Origin of the sequence: Protofrankia sp. Cj5 (assembly GCF_917627405.1) — a bacterium.
Taxonomy (GTDB): Bacteria; Actinomycetota; Actinomycetes; order Frankiales; family Frankiaceae; genus Protofrankia.
Window position 1 is genome coordinate 38,156 of the sequence record NZ_CAKJTO010000009.1, and the last position, 16,663, is coordinate 54,818.

The 16,663-nt window shown below is 68.6% G+C and carries 15 protein-coding genes; 9 read left to right on the forward strand and 6 right to left on the reverse strand.

What is annotated here, in order from left to right; all coding sequences use genetic code 11:
* Nucleotides 1-55: 55 nt before the first annotated feature.
* Complete coding sequence (gene mce / locus MJ777_RS03955) at nt 56-478, forward strand: methylmalonyl-CoA epimerase (RefSeq protein ID WP_239373226.1); 423 nt, start codon at nt 56-58, stop codon at nt 476-478.
* A 121-nt stretch (nt 479-599) separates the two neighbouring features.
* Here the strand turns inward: mce and MJ777_RS03960 are convergent, their stop codons facing one another.
* Together MJ777_RS03960 and MJ777_RS03965 are read right to left on the reverse strand one after the other, a co-directional pair.
* The gene (locus MJ777_RS03960; protein ID WP_239308557.1) at nt 600-1,571 is read right to left on the reverse strand and encodes a VCBS repeat-containing protein; all 972 of its coding nucleotides are present in this window, start codon (nt 1,569-1,571) and stop codon (nt 600-602) included.
* Nucleotides 1,568-2,125: a SigE family RNA polymerase sigma factor gene (locus MJ777_RS03965; RefSeq protein ID WP_308127780.1), complete on the reverse strand. Its 558-nt coding sequence runs from the start codon at nt 2,123-2,125 to the stop codon at nt 1,568-1,570. The genes MJ777_RS03960 and MJ777_RS03965 overlap by 4 nt, the downstream gene beginning before the upstream one ends.
* Nucleotides 2,126-2,285: 160 nt before the next feature.
* Here MJ777_RS03965 and ccrA point away from each other — a divergent pair, with 160 nt between their 5' ends.
* Nucleotides 2,286-3,623, forward strand: a complete 1,338-nt coding sequence (gene ccrA / locus MJ777_RS03970; protein WP_239308555.1) for a crotonyl-CoA carboxylase/reductase — start codon at nt 2,286-2,288, stop codon at nt 3,621-3,623.
* Between the two features lie 106 nt (nt 3,624-3,729).
* Nucleotides 3,730-4,386 carry a sugar-binding protein gene (locus tag MJ777_RS03975; protein WP_239308554.1) on the forward strand — a complete coding sequence of 219 codons (657 nt, stop codon included), beginning with the start codon at nt 3,730-3,732 and terminating at the stop codon, nt 4,384-4,386.
* A gap of 103 nt (nt 4,387-4,489) precedes the next feature.
* On the opposite strand, the gene MJ777_RS03980 is transcribed toward MJ777_RS03975, so the two are convergent.
* From MJ777_RS03980 to MJ777_RS03995, 4 genes are all read right to left on the reverse strand, one after another.
* Nucleotides 4,490-4,780: a hypothetical protein gene (locus MJ777_RS03980; protein ID WP_239308553.1), complete on the reverse strand. Its 291-nt coding sequence runs from the start codon at nt 4,778-4,780 to the stop codon at nt 4,490-4,492.
* Nucleotides 4,777-5,346 carry a YkvA family protein gene (locus MJ777_RS03985; protein ID WP_239308552.1) on the reverse strand — a complete coding sequence of 190 codons (570 nt, stop codon included), beginning with the start codon at nt 5,344-5,346 and terminating at the stop codon, nt 4,777-4,779. Before MJ777_RS03985 ends, MJ777_RS03980 begins: the two co-directional genes overlap by 4 nt.
* Before the next feature lie 140 nt (nt 5,347-5,486).
* Nucleotides 5,487-7,274 carry a 3-hydroxyacyl-CoA dehydrogenase family protein gene (locus tag MJ777_RS03990; RefSeq protein ID WP_255723986.1) on the reverse strand — a complete coding sequence of 596 codons (1,788 nt, stop codon included), beginning with the start codon at nt 7,272-7,274 and terminating at the stop codon, nt 5,487-5,489.
* 351 nt (nt 7,275-7,625) lie between these two features.
* On the reverse strand, nt 7,626-9,224 hold the full coding sequence (locus tag MJ777_RS03995) for an adenine deaminase C-terminal domain-containing protein (RefSeq protein WP_239308551.1): 1,599 nt from the start codon (nt 9,222-9,224) through the stop codon (nt 7,626-7,628).
* 608 nt (nt 9,225-9,832) lie between these two features.
* Between MJ777_RS03995 and MJ777_RS04000 the strand changes: the two genes are divergently transcribed.
* The 6 genes from MJ777_RS04000 (at nt 9,833) to MJ777_RS04025 (ending at nt 16,399) form a co-directional block, all read left to right on the forward strand.
* Nucleotides 9,833-10,135 (forward strand): urease subunit gamma, encoded by a 303-nt coding sequence (locus tag MJ777_RS04000; protein WP_239308550.1) that lies wholly within the window; start codon nt 9,833-9,835, stop codon nt 10,133-10,135.
* Nucleotides 10,132-10,584 (forward strand): urease subunit beta, encoded by a 453-nt coding sequence (locus tag MJ777_RS04005; protein WP_239373237.1) that lies wholly within the window; start codon nt 10,132-10,134, stop codon nt 10,582-10,584. The genes MJ777_RS04000 and MJ777_RS04005 overlap by 4 nt, the downstream gene beginning before the upstream one ends.
* Nucleotides 10,581-12,311, forward strand: a complete 1,731-nt coding sequence (locus tag MJ777_RS04010; protein ID WP_239373239.1) for an urease subunit alpha — start codon at nt 10,581-10,583, stop codon at nt 12,309-12,311. The genes MJ777_RS04005 and MJ777_RS04010 overlap by 4 nt, the downstream gene beginning before the upstream one ends.
* Nucleotides 12,312-12,776: 465 nt before the next feature.
* The gene (locus MJ777_RS04015; RefSeq protein WP_239308547.1) at nt 12,777-13,835 is read left to right on the forward strand and encodes a methyltransferase domain-containing protein; all 1,059 of its coding nucleotides are present in this window, start codon (nt 12,777-12,779) and stop codon (nt 13,833-13,835) included.
* A 302-nt stretch (nt 13,836-14,137) separates the two neighbouring features.
* Nucleotides 14,138-14,794 (forward strand): urease accessory protein UreF, encoded by a 657-nt coding sequence (locus MJ777_RS04020; protein ID WP_370652635.1) that lies wholly within the window; start codon nt 14,138-14,140, stop codon nt 14,792-14,794.
* Between the two features lie 300 nt (nt 14,795-15,094).
* Entirely contained in the window at nt 15,095-16,399 is a 1,305-nt protein-coding gene (locus MJ777_RS04025; RefSeq protein ID WP_239373241.1) for a hypothetical protein, read from the forward strand.
* The last annotated feature ends 264 nt before the right edge of the window (nt 16,400-16,663 follow it).

The following is a 16,663-nucleotide window of genomic DNA, read 5'->3' on the forward strand; positions in this document are numbered from 1 at the left end:
GCAGCATCGCGGCATACCCGCGAGACATACCCGCGAGAGGGGATCCGAGTCCGCGATGTTCACAAGAATCGATCATGTCGGCATTGCCGTCCGGGATCTGGACAAGGCCATCACGTGGTACGAGACGACCTTCGGGCTCACGGTGACCGCCACGGAGACCAACGAGGAGCAGGGCGTCCGTGAGGCCATGCTCCTCGTGGCCGACGCCGCCCCGGGCGGCTCGTACGTGCAGCTGCTCGAGCCGATCCGGGCGGACTCCCCGGTCGGGAAGTTCCTCGGCCGCAACGGCGAGGGCGTCCACCACATCGGCTACGGCGTCAACGACGTCGAGAAGGCCCTGGCCGCCATCGCCGAGCAGGGCGTCCGCCTGGTCGACAAGCGGCCGAGACACGGTTCGATGGGCGCGAGCATCGCGTTCCTGCATCCGAAGGACACCGGCGGCGTCCTCACCGAACTGGTGCAGGCTGTCAAACACTGAGCACAGCACACGCTGAGCACGGCACACACTGAGCACAGCACACACCGGAGGGAACGGGCCATGGAGGTCATGGCCCTGGGGCCCCCGTATCTCCGCGGCGCGGAAATGCGGAAATACGGGGTCAGGCGATCCCGCAGCCGGCGGTGAAGGGCGACTGTGCCGAGGCCAGGTCCACCGTGCTGCTTGTGGGCGAGCCGAGCGCGGTGAAGCCCGTGCTTATCAGCTCCCACGTCGTCGACGTCACCTGGTAGATCTTGTCCGTGGTCCGGTCACCCGCGGCGACCACGACTTTCCCGGCCTCACAACGGAACCCGTCACCGTGGGCGCCGTTGAGGCCAGCATGCAACGGACTGTTGCTCACGATCCGCAGCTGCCCGGTCTGCGTCAGTTTGGCCACACCGAAGTTCCTGGTACTGCCGTTGCTGTCGGTCTGGACGATCAGCTCGCCATACCCATCGGCGTCGATATCGAAGACCGACAGACTCAGCGGTGACGCCACCGCCGGGAATGTCACCGAGGTTGACCCGAACAGGCTGAGCGCGACCACGACCGTGGTGTCGGACACGGTCGCCGGGTCGCTCTTGCCGTCACCGTCAACATCGCCAGCCATCGCCGGGACGGACACCGGCGGCGGGAGCGCCGGAGAATGGACGTTGCTGGGCGTTCCGCTCGGATGGCTGGTCGATGCCGCCGACGGCGTCTCCTCCCCCGGACCGCCGGGGCTGGTGGGCGGCGCCGCGGTCTCCAATCGACTCACCGGCGCCGACGGCCGCCCCGGGCCGCCCCCGAGCGTCCCGCCATGGCCCGGCGGTGTCACGGGCCGGCGCGACACGGTCACGTCAGGAGTCGTCTGGGTCAGCGGAGGCCGAGCCGGCTCGACCAGAGTGGCTGAGGTGCGGGGTTCGATCACCAGGTAGACAAGGCCGATCAGACCGGCCAGCGCCAGCCCGCCGACAGTCATCATGGGCATCCGCAGCCGGCGCCGGCGAATGACGCCGGCGCGGATCCGGTGATAGCCCGCCGGGGAGGCCTGGACCGGCTCCACCGCCTCGGTCAGGAGACGACGCAGCTCGTCGGGTTCGAGCGCGGTCACCGCAGGCCCTCCAGCTTGCTGCCGAGCGCGGTCAACCCGCGGGACGTGTAGGCCTTGACCGACCCGACGCTGCACTTCATGACCGCGGCCGCAGCCGCCTCGGAAAGGTCCGCGTAGTAGCGCAGGACCACGGCCTCGCGCTGCCGCCGCGGCAGCTCCCGCAGGGCCTGCACGACCGCGGCACGCTCGACCAGGGTGTAGGCACCCTCCTCGGCGCTGGCCGCGTCCGGCATGGGCTTGGGTGCGTGCTTGAGCGCCACCAGCCGCCGCCGCAGCGTTGAACGGGCAAGGTTGACCACCGTCTGCCGCAGGTAGGCAAGCGCCTTGTCCCTGTCCTCCAGCCGCCCCCAGGCGGTGTGGACCCGAATGTAGGCGTCCTGGACAACCTCTTCGCACAGCCCGACGTCATCCAACAGAAGTGCGGCGAGGCGGACCAACGACCGGTAGTGTTCTGCGTACAGAGCGGTCAGTGCGGCGTCGGCATCCCGCGCGACCTGGCTGCGAGCGGCGTCGCTCCGCGCAGGCACGGGCCGCCACCCCTCCACTACTGTCATGGGCGCGGTCACGCCAGGTCAGACGCGCTCCTACCCCTAATGGTTGCTCTCAGGTTGTATCGCTTCCAGCGCGGGCGCACACCCCCAACCGCGCGACTTGTAGGCATACCCGTCGGTAGCATCTGCCCGACATTGCCGGATGACGTTTGGGAGGCCAATCGTGAAGGAAATTGTCGAAGCGATTCTCGTCGGTGAGACCTCCGAGGCAGCGTTCGCCGCCCTGCCCGTACCCGAGACCTACCGGGGGGCGGTTATCCGCAAGGATGAGACCGGCCTCTTCACCGGGCTCGCGTCCAGGGACAAGGACCCTCGGCGCTCCCTGCACATCGATGAGGTCGCGACCCCTGAGCTCGGTCCGGGTGAGGCACTGGTCGCCGTGATGGCCTCCGCGATCAACTACAACACCGTCTGGACGTCGATCTTCGAGCCGCTCCCGACGTTCGGTTTCCTGGAACGTTACGGCCGGTCCTCCCCGCTCGGCAAGCGCCATGACCTGCCCTACCACGTGGTCGGCTCCGATCTCGCCGGGGTTGTGCTGCGGACCGGCCCCGGAGTGCACATATGGTCCCCCGGCGACGAGGTGGTCGCCCACTGCCTGTCAGTCGAGCTGGAGCGGCCGGAAGGCCACGACGACACCATGCTCGACCCCGAGCAGCGCATCTGGGGCTTCGAGACCAACTTCGGCGGGCTCGCGGAGCTCGCCCTGGTCAAGGCCAACCAGCTGATGCCGAAGCCCGCGCACCTGAGCTGGGAGGAGGCCGCCGCCCCCGGTCTGGTGAACTCCACCGCCTACCGTCAGCTGATCTCCCACAACGGCGCCAACATGAAGCAAGGCGACGTGGTGCTGATCTGGGGCGCGAGTGGCGGCCTCGGCTCCTACGCCACGCAGATGGCGCTGAACGGCGGGGCGATCCCGGTCTGCGTCGTGTCCTCCCCCCAGAAAGCCGAGATCGTCCGTCGTATGGGCGCCGACCTGGTCATCGACCGGGCCGCTGAGGACTACCGGTTCTGGGCCGACGAGCACACCCAGAACCCCAAGGAGTGGCAACGTCTCGGCAAGAAGATCCGCCAGCTCACCGGCGGGGAGGATCCCGACATCGTCTTCGAACACCCCGGCCGGGAGACCTTCGGCGCGTCCGTCTACGTCACCCGGCGCGGCGGAACGATCGCGACCTGCGCGTCCACGAGTGGCTTCATGCACTCCTACGACAACCGCTACCTGTGGATGAACCTGAAGAAAATCGTCGGTTCGCACTTCGCGAACTACCGCGAGGCATGGGAGGCCAACCGGCTGATCGCCAAGGGGCTCATCCACCCGACCCTGTCCCGTGTCTACCCGCTCGCCGAGACCGGCCAGGCCGCCTTCGACGTTCACCGAAACCTCCACCAGGGCAAGGTCGGGGTACTCTGCCTCGCGCCGGAGGAAGGCCTCGGGGTCCGCGACGCCGCCACCCGCGAGCGTCACCTTGCCGCGATCAACCGATTCCGTGGCGTGTAGGACCGGTCATCCCGGCATCGGGAGCGGCGAGGGGGCGGTCTGGCCCAGGCCGATGGCAGACCGGCCACCGCACCTCCCGGTGGCAGGTCTGGCACTCTGATGTCCTATGAGCGAGCAGACCGATCTCATCCCGATGTCCGACGGCACGGACGCCTCGCCGGACTTCGATCTGGTTCGTCGCGGTTACGACCCACATCAGGTCAGGGCGCACGTCAACTGGCTCGTCGAACAGCTGCGCGAGGCGGAGTCGCATCGGGCGGCCGCCGAGGCCGCGGCATCCGAGGCCGCCTCCGAAGCCGCCACGGCACGTGATGATCTCGCAGCCAACCGGCCCGCGTGGGAGGAGTTCGGCGATCGGATCACCCAGATCCTCCAGCTCGCGGAGGAGGAGGCCGCCGCGGTACGGGCCGAACGGACGCGGGAGGCCGAGGTCGCGCTCCAGGAGGCCGAGCGGGTACAGGCCGACGCGCGGCGGACCCATGAGCGGATGCTCCAGGAAGCCGGAGCGGCCGCTCAGGCGACGATCTCAGCGGCGCAGGCCGAAGCCGAGGACATCCTCTCCAGGGCACGTACCGCCGTCGCGGCGGCCGAGGAGGAGTCCCGCCGCCGGCTGGCTGATCTCGGCCGGCAGCGGGACCAGGTGACCGCCCAGCTCGGTCAGCTGCGCGACCGGCTGGCCGCGGCCATGGCTCCGCTGGACCTCGGCTCGTCCTCGTCCTCGTCGCCGGTAGGCGGCGAGGACACGGCGGTTATCCGTTCCTGAAACGTCCACGCCGTTCATATAATTCATATGGCTTGTACGCTTCATGCGGTTTGTTACCGTATTATCCGTACAGTCCATGTTGTTCGCTTCTGAGCCCCCGATCTCACAGACCCGGCGGGATACGCCGGTCACGACGGGTCCAGCAGGCTGTGTGCCAGTGCCTGCGATCAGCGATGTGATCGTCGCGCCAGCAGACGACGTGCGGAGTGGCTGGCAGGATCTCCTGCTCGCAGCCGGGGCAGCGGTAGTATTTGCGCGCGGCCGCGCCGCTGATCCGGCGCACAATCCAGTCCCCGTCCGCGCGTTGTTCGATCGTCTTGGCTCCGACGACGGGCAGGATGGGCGAGCTGGGCGGTCGCTCCGGCCGCGCGCGCCGCGACCGTCTGCCGGTCACCGCGGCCGCGGCGCCGACGGACTTTGCGGGCGACGGAACCGCGCTGTGCGGGGGCGTGACGCGCTCGGGTCCGCGTCGGGCGCGAGCGTCTGGTTGACAACTTCACCCTCGACGATGCGATGCGGGTCGTTCCCCGCCGCGCCGCCCCGGCGGGAGCCGGCAAACCGGTCAACGGTCGACTCGGCGAGCGTCCGGGCCAGTTTCACCCGCCGGATCATCCCTCGCGGTGACGACAACGCGGCGGACGCACCAATCATGATCTGGAAAGTCCGGTCGCTGCCACGCCAGTGCTCGCGCAGGATGGCCTCGCCCGCGCCCAGCTGCAGGCGACGGAACGCGAAAGCCATGAGCGCGATGTCGTCGAACTGACCGACCACGGGAACCAGGCTCATCAGCCGGTTGCGCGGTGAGACCAGATAGGCCAGCGACGCCGCCGCCTCCATCTTGGCCGCCTGCGGCACCCTCGGATCAACGAGAACCCGCCGCAGCATCACCGCGAGATCGGGCACGAACGTCACGATCTCGCGGCCGACCTCCCGCGCGGCATCCTTGTCCAGCGAGACCATGTGGCTTCCTCCGAAACGACGGCGGGACCAGACCGGCCATGCCGGTGCCCGGCCCAGACAAACATGCAGTCCGGCGCCATCGTAGGCGACGAAACGAACCAACCAGGACCGTTCCCCCGCCCCCTCGCTCCCTCGCCGGGTCAGTAGACGCGGAAGCCACGCCGGGTCTTACGGCCGAGATACCCAGCCTTGACAAGGTGTTCGAGCAGCGGCGCCGGGGCATAACCGGGCTCCCGGAACTCCAGGTACAGCGTGCGCACGATGGCGAGCGTCACGTCCAGCCCGACGACGTCGGCGAGTTCGAACGGCCCCATCGGATGCGCGCAGCCGACCTTCATCGCCGTGTCGATGGCATCGACATCCGCGTAGTGCGCCTCCAGCATCTTCACGGCGTCGTTGAGATAGGGGAACAGCAGGGCGTTGACAATGAACCCGGCGCGGTCCGCACAGCGCACCGGGTGCTTGCCTGCCGCCCGCGCCACCTGGGCAACCGTCGCGGTGACGTCGTCAGCGGTCAGAACGGTCGGCACGATCTCCACCAGCCGCATCACCTGGGCCGGGTTGAACCAGTGCATCCCCACCACGTCCTGGGGGCGCGAGGTGGCGGTCGCACATTCGATCACCGGCAGGGAGGACGTGGTGGTCGCGATGATCGCCCCGGGCCGGATGACCGCGTCGATCTCGGCGAACAGCGCTCGCTTGACCGCGAGGTCCTCCACGACCGCCTCGATGACGAGGTCACAGCCGGCAAGCGCGGAAAGGTCGGTGGTGCCCCGCACCCGGGCCAGTGTCGCGGCCCGGTCGTCCGAGGAGATCCGGCCCTTCGCGACGCCCTTGTCCAGGGAGCGCTCGAGGTTCTTGCGGACACCAGCGAGCTTCTCCTCGCCCCGGGCACGGAAGATCACATCATAGCCATGACGGGCGCAGACCTCGATGATCCCGCCGGCCATGGTGCCGGTACCGATGACACCGATCGTGCGCACCGGCCTGACGGCCGCGCCCGAGCGCCCGGAATCGGACGAGGCCACGGCGTCCGGCGTGACGGCGTCGACGATCTGGGAGGAGTCGGGAGCCGCGTAGGTGTAGAACCCGCGACCGGTCTTGCGGCCGAGCATCCCGGCCGTGACCAGCTGCTTGAGCAGCGGCGCCGGGGCGTGCAGGTGGTCCCGGGACGTATGGTAGATCGAATCGAGGATCTCGTAGGCGGAGTCGAGGCCGATGAGGTCCAGCAACGCCAGTGGGCCCATCGGATGACCGCAGCCCAGCCGCATGGCCGCGTCGATGTCCTCCCTGGTGGCGTAGTGTGCCTCCAGCATCCGCACGGCGTTGTTGAGGTACCCGAACAACAGGGCGTTGGCGATGAAGCCAGCCCTGTCCCCGGCGACCACCGCGCTCTTGCCGACCTTCGCGACCAGCGCTTCCAGATCCTCCAGCGCGGCGGAGTCGGTGACCACCGTTCGGATGATCTCCACGAGGCCCATCACCGGCGCCGGGTTGAACCAGTGCGTGCCAATCACCCGCGACGGGCGGGAGGTGCCGGCGGCCAGTTCGGTGACCGACAGCGAGCTCGTGTTCGTAGCGATGATCGTGCCGGACGGGCACAGCCTGTCCAGCTCCGCGAGAACCGCCCGCTTGTCCTCGATCCGCTCGGGCACCGCCTCAACGACCAGCCGGCACTCGGCCACGGCCGTCAGGTCGGTACCGGCGTGGATCCGGTCGAACAGGGCGTCCCGGTCGGCCTCGGTCAGCTTGCCGCGGCTGACCGCCCGCTCGGTGGAATGCCGGATGTGGTCGAGCCCCCGGGCAAGTGTCTCGCCATCGAGCTCCACCCCCACCACCTCGATGCCGGCACGCGCCAGTACCTCGGTGATCCCCGCGCCCATGGTGCCGAGCCCGACAACTCCGACCTTCGTGAAGTCCTGAGCCACGTCGGCCACCCCTCTCGTCGCTGTACCTGTGCCCGCCGCCGGTGCGCGAAATACTTCCAGAACTTCGGCGCACAAGCCGACGAGCGCCACCCGGAGCGGCAGCTGTCAGCGGAGCGAGAGACACCCTCCATACGCAGGCTGTTCACGCGCCCAGCCGGCTCCGCGCGCCGCTCAGCCCCCATCAGCCATGGCCGCCGCGGTTCACTGAAATGTACCCTTTTGCAACGTTTGAACGTAGGGAACGACACACTCCCGCCGATCCCGTCAGCGGGAGGCCGACGGCCGTGCCTCCGCCCGCGATGCCCGCCACACCGGCGGCTCCAATGATCAATATCGATGGCTGGTCGGCCATCAGGGCCGGCAAAGAAGATCGCGACAGAGCCGCCGGCCCAACGGCGCGAGGGTCAGGAAGGGCGACGGCAACGTGCAGCCGAGCACCGCGGCGGCCGCGTCGACGCCGGCCAGCTGATCACGCACAGCTTCCCATGGGGCGTCACTCAGCAGCCCCGCCACCGGTAGCGGGCATGCCGCCAGCACCCAGCCGCGGTCGACCACCACAAAACCGCCGCACATTCCCTCCAGCGCCCGCGCCGCGGTCATCATGTCCTGGTCAGTGACTCCGATGATGGCCAGATCGCCGGGAGCCACGCTGGTGGTCATCGCGATCGCACCCTGGCGCAGGCCAACCCCGCGGATGAAACCGACCCGGGTCGCGGCGGCTCGGTCCGCCTGTCGCGCAATCATGGCAATCTTGATCACGTCATGCCCGGGATCAGCCACCACCTGACCGGTACCATCGCCGGTACGAGCAGGTCGAACCTGGATGATCTGGATATCGGGCGCGCTGCCCGCGGCGGCGCTCACCTGTACACCGTCAACCATGCCGGCCGTCGCGGCCGTGGCCGCCGCGGCGGTGAACGAGCCGCTGTGAAGGCCAGCCGGCAGAGCCATCCGTTCCCGGCTCCACTCAGGGACAGCATCGAGGTTGTCGAACAGCGGGCGGCCGCGCTCGGCGGCCATCCGCCCGCTGGCGAGAACGATCTCCGGTGGTCTGGGTCCCGCGATGTCAGTGACGATCTGGACGTCGGCCAGCCGTGCCGGCGCGAGCGATCCGAGCAGGTGCTCCAAGCCGTACCGGCGGGCCGGGCCGAGGGTCACCGCCCGGATGGCAGTCATCGGCTCCGCACCGGCCTCGACCATGCGGTGGACCATCCGGTCGAGGTGACCGTGCTCGGCGATGTCAGCGATCTGCCATGCCCCGGCGAGTTCCGCGGGGGCGTCGGGTGGTGGCGGCTCGGCGGGTCCGATCCGGGGAACGGCCTGCGGGGGCAGCCGCATCCCGGCGTCCGGGAGGCTGGCGCCGCCAGCTGCCGGAGAGGTCCTGGCAAGCAGCCGCACCGGGGTCCCCGAAGCGGTCACGAGCCGCGTACCGCGCGGTCCGCACAGGGCTGCGGGCAGGTCCGCGTCCACAAGCAGGGTGACCGTCCCGCGGGGCACGACGAGACGGGCGAGCTCGCCGGGCGTCAGCAACGTCTGTTCCAACCGGACGCCCGGGTCGACGTAGGCCGGCAACAGGTAACGACCGGACGCGTCCAGGGTACGGCGGGCACGCAGCGCCCCGGGGCGTGTCACCGCGGCGATGAACTTACCGACGATGAGCAGGTCACGATGCCGCAGCTCACCAGCCTGGACGACAGCGACCATGCCACCGCGGACGGCCAGGTCCGCTTCCTGGGTACCGTTCGCGACCCGCCGCAGACGTTCACGTTCCCCCGCTGTCGGAGCCAGCTGGGGGGATACCGCGACGGTGCCGAAGCGCACAGCGCGGACCGAAGGCTCGGCATGGGCCGTCCCACCAGCCGGTGTCATCCACACCGGCGCCGCGTCGGGCGAGCGGAGCACAGGCCCGGACGCCGGCCGCGCCCGTTCGCGGTCACGCTCGGCAATCATACAACCTCCGAAAACCCAGTTCTGGCGAGCCCGGCCCAGGGCGTGTCTGAATGGATCATCGATTTTCTGGATCATCGCCCACATCGACCACCATCCATCAGGCACGCCGTAGTGGTCGCCGCCAGAAGTTCGCCCAGGGCCTGCCGGCGCCAGACGGCGCCTCGCGTCGTTGCCGCCAGTCGCCCCCAGCACCTCCGGTGACTCCCTCCTCGGCCTCGCGACGCACGTGCCTCAGCCCCGCTTCTTGATCCACACCCCTGTTACCGTGCGCTCTTAGCGGCATGGCCGCATCACTCTGCTGCCAGTCAGGCCGATCGCGCCCATGAACCCGCGGCCTGTAACCTTTCCGTAACCAAATGGTCCCGAACGGACACAACCCGAAGCCTTTCCCAGGCAGACTGGCCACCATACGCATTAAAAAAACAACCGTGCGTATTAGGCAATAGGAGTGTCCGGCTCGCGCCGTCCAGGCGGCCCCTGGCCGTGTTCTGGGCCACACCGGTACAACTCATCCGGTATCGGTGTGGCCCGCGGCCTTGCCAGGAACCGCCTGGACGCGCCTCCCTGATCGAACGACGGCTGCCGAAACACGCCGTAAGCTTCCAGCTGTGCTGCTGAGCCCGCATGAGCAGGAACGGCTGCTGATCCATGTCGCGGCCGGGCTTGCCCGGGAGCGACGAGCCCGCGGTCTGCGGCTCAACCATCCCGAGGCAACCGCCATTCTCACGTCCTTCCTCCTGGAGGGCGCGCGTGACGGGCGTACGGTCGCCGATCTGATGACGGCCGGCCGCGGCGTGCTCACCCGCGAGGATGTCATGGACGGAGTCCCCGAGATGCTCGCCGAGGTCCAGGTCGAGGCGACCTTCCCGGACGGCACCAAACTGGTGACCGTTCACCAGCCGATCCCATGAGTGCCCCCGGGACTCCGGCTTCCCGGGCCCCGGCCGGCCTCCGGCCGGGCGAGGTCCGCCACGGCGACGACCCGGTTGAGATCAACCCGGGGCGCCCCGTGCTGACGCTGCGGGTTCGCAACCTCGGTGACCGTCCCGTGCAGGTCGGGTCGCATTATCACTTCACCGCGGCCAACCCCGCGCTGGAGTTCGATCGGAACGCCGCCTGGGGGCACCGGCTCGCCGTTCCCGCCGGCACCGCCGTCCGCTTCGAGCCCGGTGTGGAACGCGAGGTGGAGCTGGTGCCGCTCGCCGGCCGCCGGATCGTGCCGGGTCTGCGCACCGAATCGGCCGGCCCGCTGGATCCGGCCGCGCCGGACAGCGCGAAGCCGAGCGGGACAGGGCCGAACCGCGCGGGAACGGCCGGCACGGGGACGGAAGCGGGGACGGCGCTGGGGACGGACCAGTGAACAGGTACCTGGACCGCGCCCGTTACGCCGACCTGTATGGTCCCACCGTCGGTGACCGCATCCGCCTGGCGGACACCGGCCTGTTCATCGAGGTGACCGAGGACCGCAGCCGCGGGCCGGCCGGCACCGGCACCGGCGACGAGGCGGTCTTCGGCGGCGGCAAGGTGATCCGGGAGTCCATGGGACAGGCCCGGGCCTCGCGTGCCGAAGGCACCCCCGATCTGGTCATCACCGGCGCGGTCGTGCTGGATCACTGGGGCGTGGTCAAGGCCGACGTCGGCATCCGGGACGGCCGGATCGTCGCGCTCGGCAAGGCCGGCAACCCCGACACCATGGACGGGGTCCATCCCGGTTTGGTCATCGGGCCCGGCACGGAGATCCTCGCCGGCAACGGGAAGATCCTCACCGCGGGCGCGGTGGACTGTCACGTCCACCTGATCTGCCCGCAGCAGGTCCCTGAGGCCCTCGGCGCCGGCATCACCACGCTGATCGGCGGCGGGACCGGCCCAGCCGAGGGAACCAAGGCCACCACCGTCACCCCCGGCCCGTGGAACCTCGCCCGGATGCTGTCCGCGATGGACACCGTGGCGATGAACGTCGTCCTGCTCGGGAAGGGCAACACCGTCGGCGAGGCCGCGCTGTGGGAACAGCTGCGCGCCGGTGCCGCCGGCTTCAAACTGCACGAGGACTGGGGGTCGACCCCGGCCGCGATCGACACCTGCCTGCGGGTCGCGGACGCCGCCGGGGTGCAGGTGGCGCTGCATTCCGACACCCTCAACGAGGCCGGTTTCGTCGAGGACACGCTCGCCGCGATCGCGGGGCGAGCCATCCACGCCTACCACACCGAGGGCGCCGGGGGCGGGCACGCCCCGGACATCATCACCGTGGCCGCGGCACCGAATGTGCTGCCGAGCTCGACAAACCCGACCCGGCCGCACACGGTCAACACCCTCGACGAGCATCTCGACATGCTCATGGTCTGCCATCACCTGAACCCGGCCGTGCCCGAGGACCTGGCCTTCGCCGAAAGCCGGATCCGGCCGTCGACCATCGCCGCCGAGGACGTGCTGCACGACCTCGGCGCGATTTCGATGATTGGTTCGGACTCACAGGCCATGGGCCGCATCGGTGAGGTCGTGCTGCGCACCTGGCAGACCGCGCACGTGATGAAGGCGCGGCGCGGCTCCCTGCCCGGGGACGGGCCCGCGGACAACGCCCGCGCCCGGCGCTACGTCGCCAAGTACACGATCTGCCCGGCGGTGGCGCACGGCCTGGACCACGAGATCGGCTCGGTGGAACCGGGCAAACTCGCCGACCTTGTCCTCTACGACCCGGCCTTCTTCGGTGTCCGGCCGTCGGTCGTCCTCAAGGGTGGGTTCGTGGTGTGGGCGGCGATGGGCGACGCGAACGCCTCCATCCCGACTCCGCAGCCGGTGCTGCCGCGGCCGATGTGGGGGGCCGCGCCCGGCCCGGCGGCGGCGGCATCGCTGACGTTCGTCGCCCCGGCCGCCCTCGACGACGGCCTGCCGCAGCGGCTCGGCCTGGCCAAGCCGATGGTCGCCGTCGCCGACGTGCGCCAGCGTGGTAAGGCCGACCTGCCCGAGAACAGCGCGACCCCCGATATCCGGGTCGCCCCGGACACGTTCACCGTGACCATCGACGGGGAAGCCGTCGAAGCCGCACCCGTGACCGAGCTCCCGATGGCCCAGCGCTACTTCCTCTTCTGATTCCTTTCCGGGAGTGGAGCGGTTCCGGTTCCGTGGACAGCGGACCTGAAGGGCCGGTGGTCTCCAGTAGTTCAGTGCACCCCACATTGTGCTGGGAGCAGAGGCTCGGCAAGCTTGATCGTGATCGAATAAGTTCCCGATCTGCCCCAATAGCCTGATTTGAACCCAAACCTAGGCTCCCGACGGGAGGCGGGCGGTGCACTGACCGCTTGATTCCGCCCATAGAGATACCTCCTGCCGCTCCACCGCGGAGTGATCAACCTAACGTCAGGCCGCTCGTCCACGCCCGTCGGCGCCGGCAAGATCACCGCCTGTTCTCTGCACGCTTCAAGGAGACGCCGTGGGAAAACACTCGAAGTCCCCCGGGCCCTGCCCGGCCTGCAAGGGAGATAAGACAACCGAGGTCAGCCAGGATGGGAAGACTGTAAGAATCACCTGTCCGACCTGCAAGGGGACTGGCACCGCATGAGGCGGGAAGACTTCATTCCCGAGACCATCTGGATTCGTCGTGACGACGGGTGGATGGTCCCGGTACGTCGTTCCGACGATCCGGAAGCCTGGCTGAGAGAGGTCAACGGTTCCGAAGCCGTCACCACACAGGTCGACGACGGAAGCGACGAGTACGACGGTAAGGGCATCATCCCGACAAGTTCCAGCACCGCGGGCTGGCTCATGGACAAGATGCTTACCTTGCTCGATGTCCGGCCCGGAATGAACATCCTCGAAATCGGTGCCGGCACCGGATACAACGCCGCGCTTCTAGCGGAACGCGCTGAGCCAGGGTCCGTTGCCACTATCGAAGTCGACCCCATCGTAGCAACGCACGCCCGCGCTGCCCTGGCCAGACTCCGCCTGCCCGTCACGGTCATCACCGGTGACGGAGCCGACGGCTACGCGCAGCGTGCACCGTTCGACAGGGTGATCGCCACCGCGAACGTGTTCACCGTCCCGCCCGCCTGGCTCGCGCAGACCCGCCCCAGAGGCCGGATCGTCGTCCCGATCGCCGGCAGCTTCCACCACGGTGCCCTCGCCTGCCTCACTGTGGCAGCCGATGGGACTGCGCACGGTCGCTTTCACGGCGAAGCCCCCTTCATGTACATGAGGAATCAGCGGCGGGTCCGAAACGTGTGGGGAACCGACGAGAGGACCGCGCGCATCACCTACACCGGCCTTCATCCGATCGAACCATTCACCGATTTCCATGCCGGATTCGCGTTCAGCACCAGAATGCAAGGATGCACGACAGGCCGGCGTCCCGAAGAGGATGGTACCGAGATCCTATGGATATCTCACCACCCGTCCGGTTCTTGGGGCTCATTCATACCCGGAACTGACAGACATGAGGTCTGTCAGTCAGGACCGCGTAACCTTTGGAACGAGCTGGAGGACACTTACCGCTGGTGGATCGATGCCGACAGCCCCGATCATACCCGCATCGGCATCACCGTCACCACCGAAGGCCAGAAGTTCTGGCTCGACACCCCCGAACACACTCTTCCAGCCATACAGGGATCAGCCGTCTGACGACCTGGACAGAGACACCAAAGAAAGATTGTCGCTAATCTTCTCTACATTTTCGAGACACAGCTCTCCCGTGATCAACGCTTCACGGGTGCTGCTTCGTGGGCGGTGGCAGTCCCGCTCTCGGTTTCCGGGGCTCCGCCCCCGTCCCCGGTCCTCTCTCCGGAGATAGGGGGAGGGACGCGGGACCGCTGATCGCCTCCGCCGGCCGGGCACCCGGAGAGACCCGTCCCGGTCCGGTAACCTACGAGGCCCCGGTTCACGATTCCAGGGAGGGCATCACGGCAGGATCGTCCTCGGCGGCGTTGTTGTTACTGGTGGACGGGCGGCTACCGGCCGGCGGGCATGCGCACTCAGGCGGTGTCGAGGCGGCGGTCGTTGACGGCAGCGTCGGCGATCTCGACGATCTTGAACGGTTCCTGCGCGGACGGCTGGCCACCGTGGGCTTGGTGGCCGCCACTTTCACCGCGGCCACCTGCCGGTTGCGCCTGGCGAACGGGCCCGTTCCGGACGGGCTCATCATCGAGCTGGACGCGGAGCTGGACGCGCGGACCCCCTCCCCCGCTCAGCGGGCCGCAAGCCGTGCCCAGGGCCGGGCGTTGCTGCGCGCCGGCCGGGCCGCCTGGCCGGACGTGCGCTGCCTGCTCCCTGCGCCGCACCATCCGATCGCGTTCGGCCTGGTCGCCGGGGTCGCTGGGGTCTCCCCCGCCGATGCCGCGCTCGGCGTAGCCTACGGAGCGGTCAGTGGACCCGCGTCGGGCGCCGTCCGCCTGCTCGGTCTGGACCCACTCGCGGTCACGGCCCTGCTCGCGCGGCTGGCGACCGACCTCGAGCGCATCGCCGCCAAAGCGGTATCGCTCGCTGAACGCCCGCCCGCGAACCTGCCCGCGCTCGCCGGACCGCGTCTGGACCTCCTCGCCGAGCGCCACCGTACCGCCGAAATTCGCATGTTCGCCTCCTAAGAGCGCCCGGCAATAGGGGGGCGGCGTCGCGGGGCCAGGGTACGCACCTCGCATCGTTGTCGTCAGCCCAGGTAGAACACCGCTACCAGGGCCTCCTCCGCCTCGCGACGCATCCACCTGGCATCCGACCAACCCCCGAAGGACTTCCAGTGCCGACCACTAAGATCACGAAGCACACCTGAGCGGAACCACGACCGCGGGACCCGGCGACGCGCCGGAAGGAAAGAATCCCGACCAGAAAACGACAGACTCGGCATACCATGTCCTGTGGTCTCATAACGACGTCCCGTAAAGGAAAAAATGATCATAAGCGCACCCACGGCCACCGCACCCGGCCGCGGGCTGACGCCGGCAGTCGTGATAGTCGACGCGCAGAATGTGCGCGGCCAGGCGCGAGAGGTCCTGGGAAGCCCCCGTCTACCAAACGTTTCCGGCATCCGGACCGCTCTGCAGTCGCTGGGTTTCGATGCCGTCGAGACATACATCGGCATCGGCACTCGGGCCGTCGGGAACAAAACCCCGGAGCTGCGCCGCGAGGTAGCCAGAAACGTTGAATACGCGCGTTCGGTCCTGAAGGACGGCGGCAAGATTCTGGACGGCGCGCTGCGGGACAACAGCGGTGACGGGACACGCAACTTCGAGGAGAAGCTCGTCGACATGCTCTGCGGGATGCAGGTCGCCCATTCAGCCTACGCCATCCGGCACGAGCGGCACCCTGCCCGGGCCATTGTCGTGCTCAGCAAGGACATGGACCTCGATCCGGCGGCAGACTTCGCGGACCGGCTGGGCGTTCCCGTGGTGACCAGCGCGACCTCGGGGGTCAACAAGCGTTCCGGTATCCGCTGGCTGCTCCTCGGCGAGCGGGAAATCCTGGACATGGTGGGACGCGACGGCCAGTACTGCGGATCAAGCCGCCGCAACGAGGTCGTCGCCTTCGCCTGGCGACGGCACTCCCGGAACTACTCGTGGCAGGTGCTGCACCCCGAACGCCGTCATGGAAATGTCGATATACTTGTCCGGCACACGTGCGGTGTGGCGGGGCTGGCCTCGGCCCGGCTGTTCGGCGGCCAACCACCTCAGCGGGGACATACGGTAAGTCTTTACCCGACGGGTGTCGACCTCGGGACGCGAGGCAGGGATTTCCCACTGCTGGAACTCAGTACGGACAGGACGGCACTGCCCTGCACGACGCTGCGGACGGCCACGGTGGTCGCCCGCACCTCCCCCACCACTGTCGAAGTCGGTTTCCCCGGATCCAGGACGCCCACGGATGTCGACATCCCGCGGGACGGAGTGCTCGTCGGTACGACACTTCTGGTGAAGCAGGTACAGGGAGGATGGCGCCTGGTGGGCTCCACAGACAACACCGCGCCACCCGCGCCGACGAGACTAGTGAGATCCATGGGGCCGTACGGGAACGTGTTCACCGGACGTCACAGGCATCATGCCGCCCGGGTTGTCACAGACACCGGAGAAGAGGCAGCCTTGATCTTCCTGCCACCGGACCGGGCGGTAGGCGACTGCCACGCCGCGGTCGAGACCGGCCACATGACGGACGACGGTCTGCCGATCCTCGCGGCCGTAAGCTCCGCGCTGCCGTTCTGAACGGTGTTCCCAAGCCGTCCTTCGGCTCTCCACGCCCACGCCGCCAACATGGAAAAGGCGATCCCGAAGGACCGCCTTTTCTCACTGAAAAACAATCAAGAGCCCCGACCGGCCCCTACGTCCGGCACAGTTTATGACACCCGGTTCGACGAGTGCGAGCTCAGCATAGGCACGCCGATCACAGCCGTCAAGCGCTCCCGGGCCCGGTGGGACCGGTGGCAGTCACGGGTGGCGGCCGGGGTGCGGGTCGGGTAGAAGTTCGGG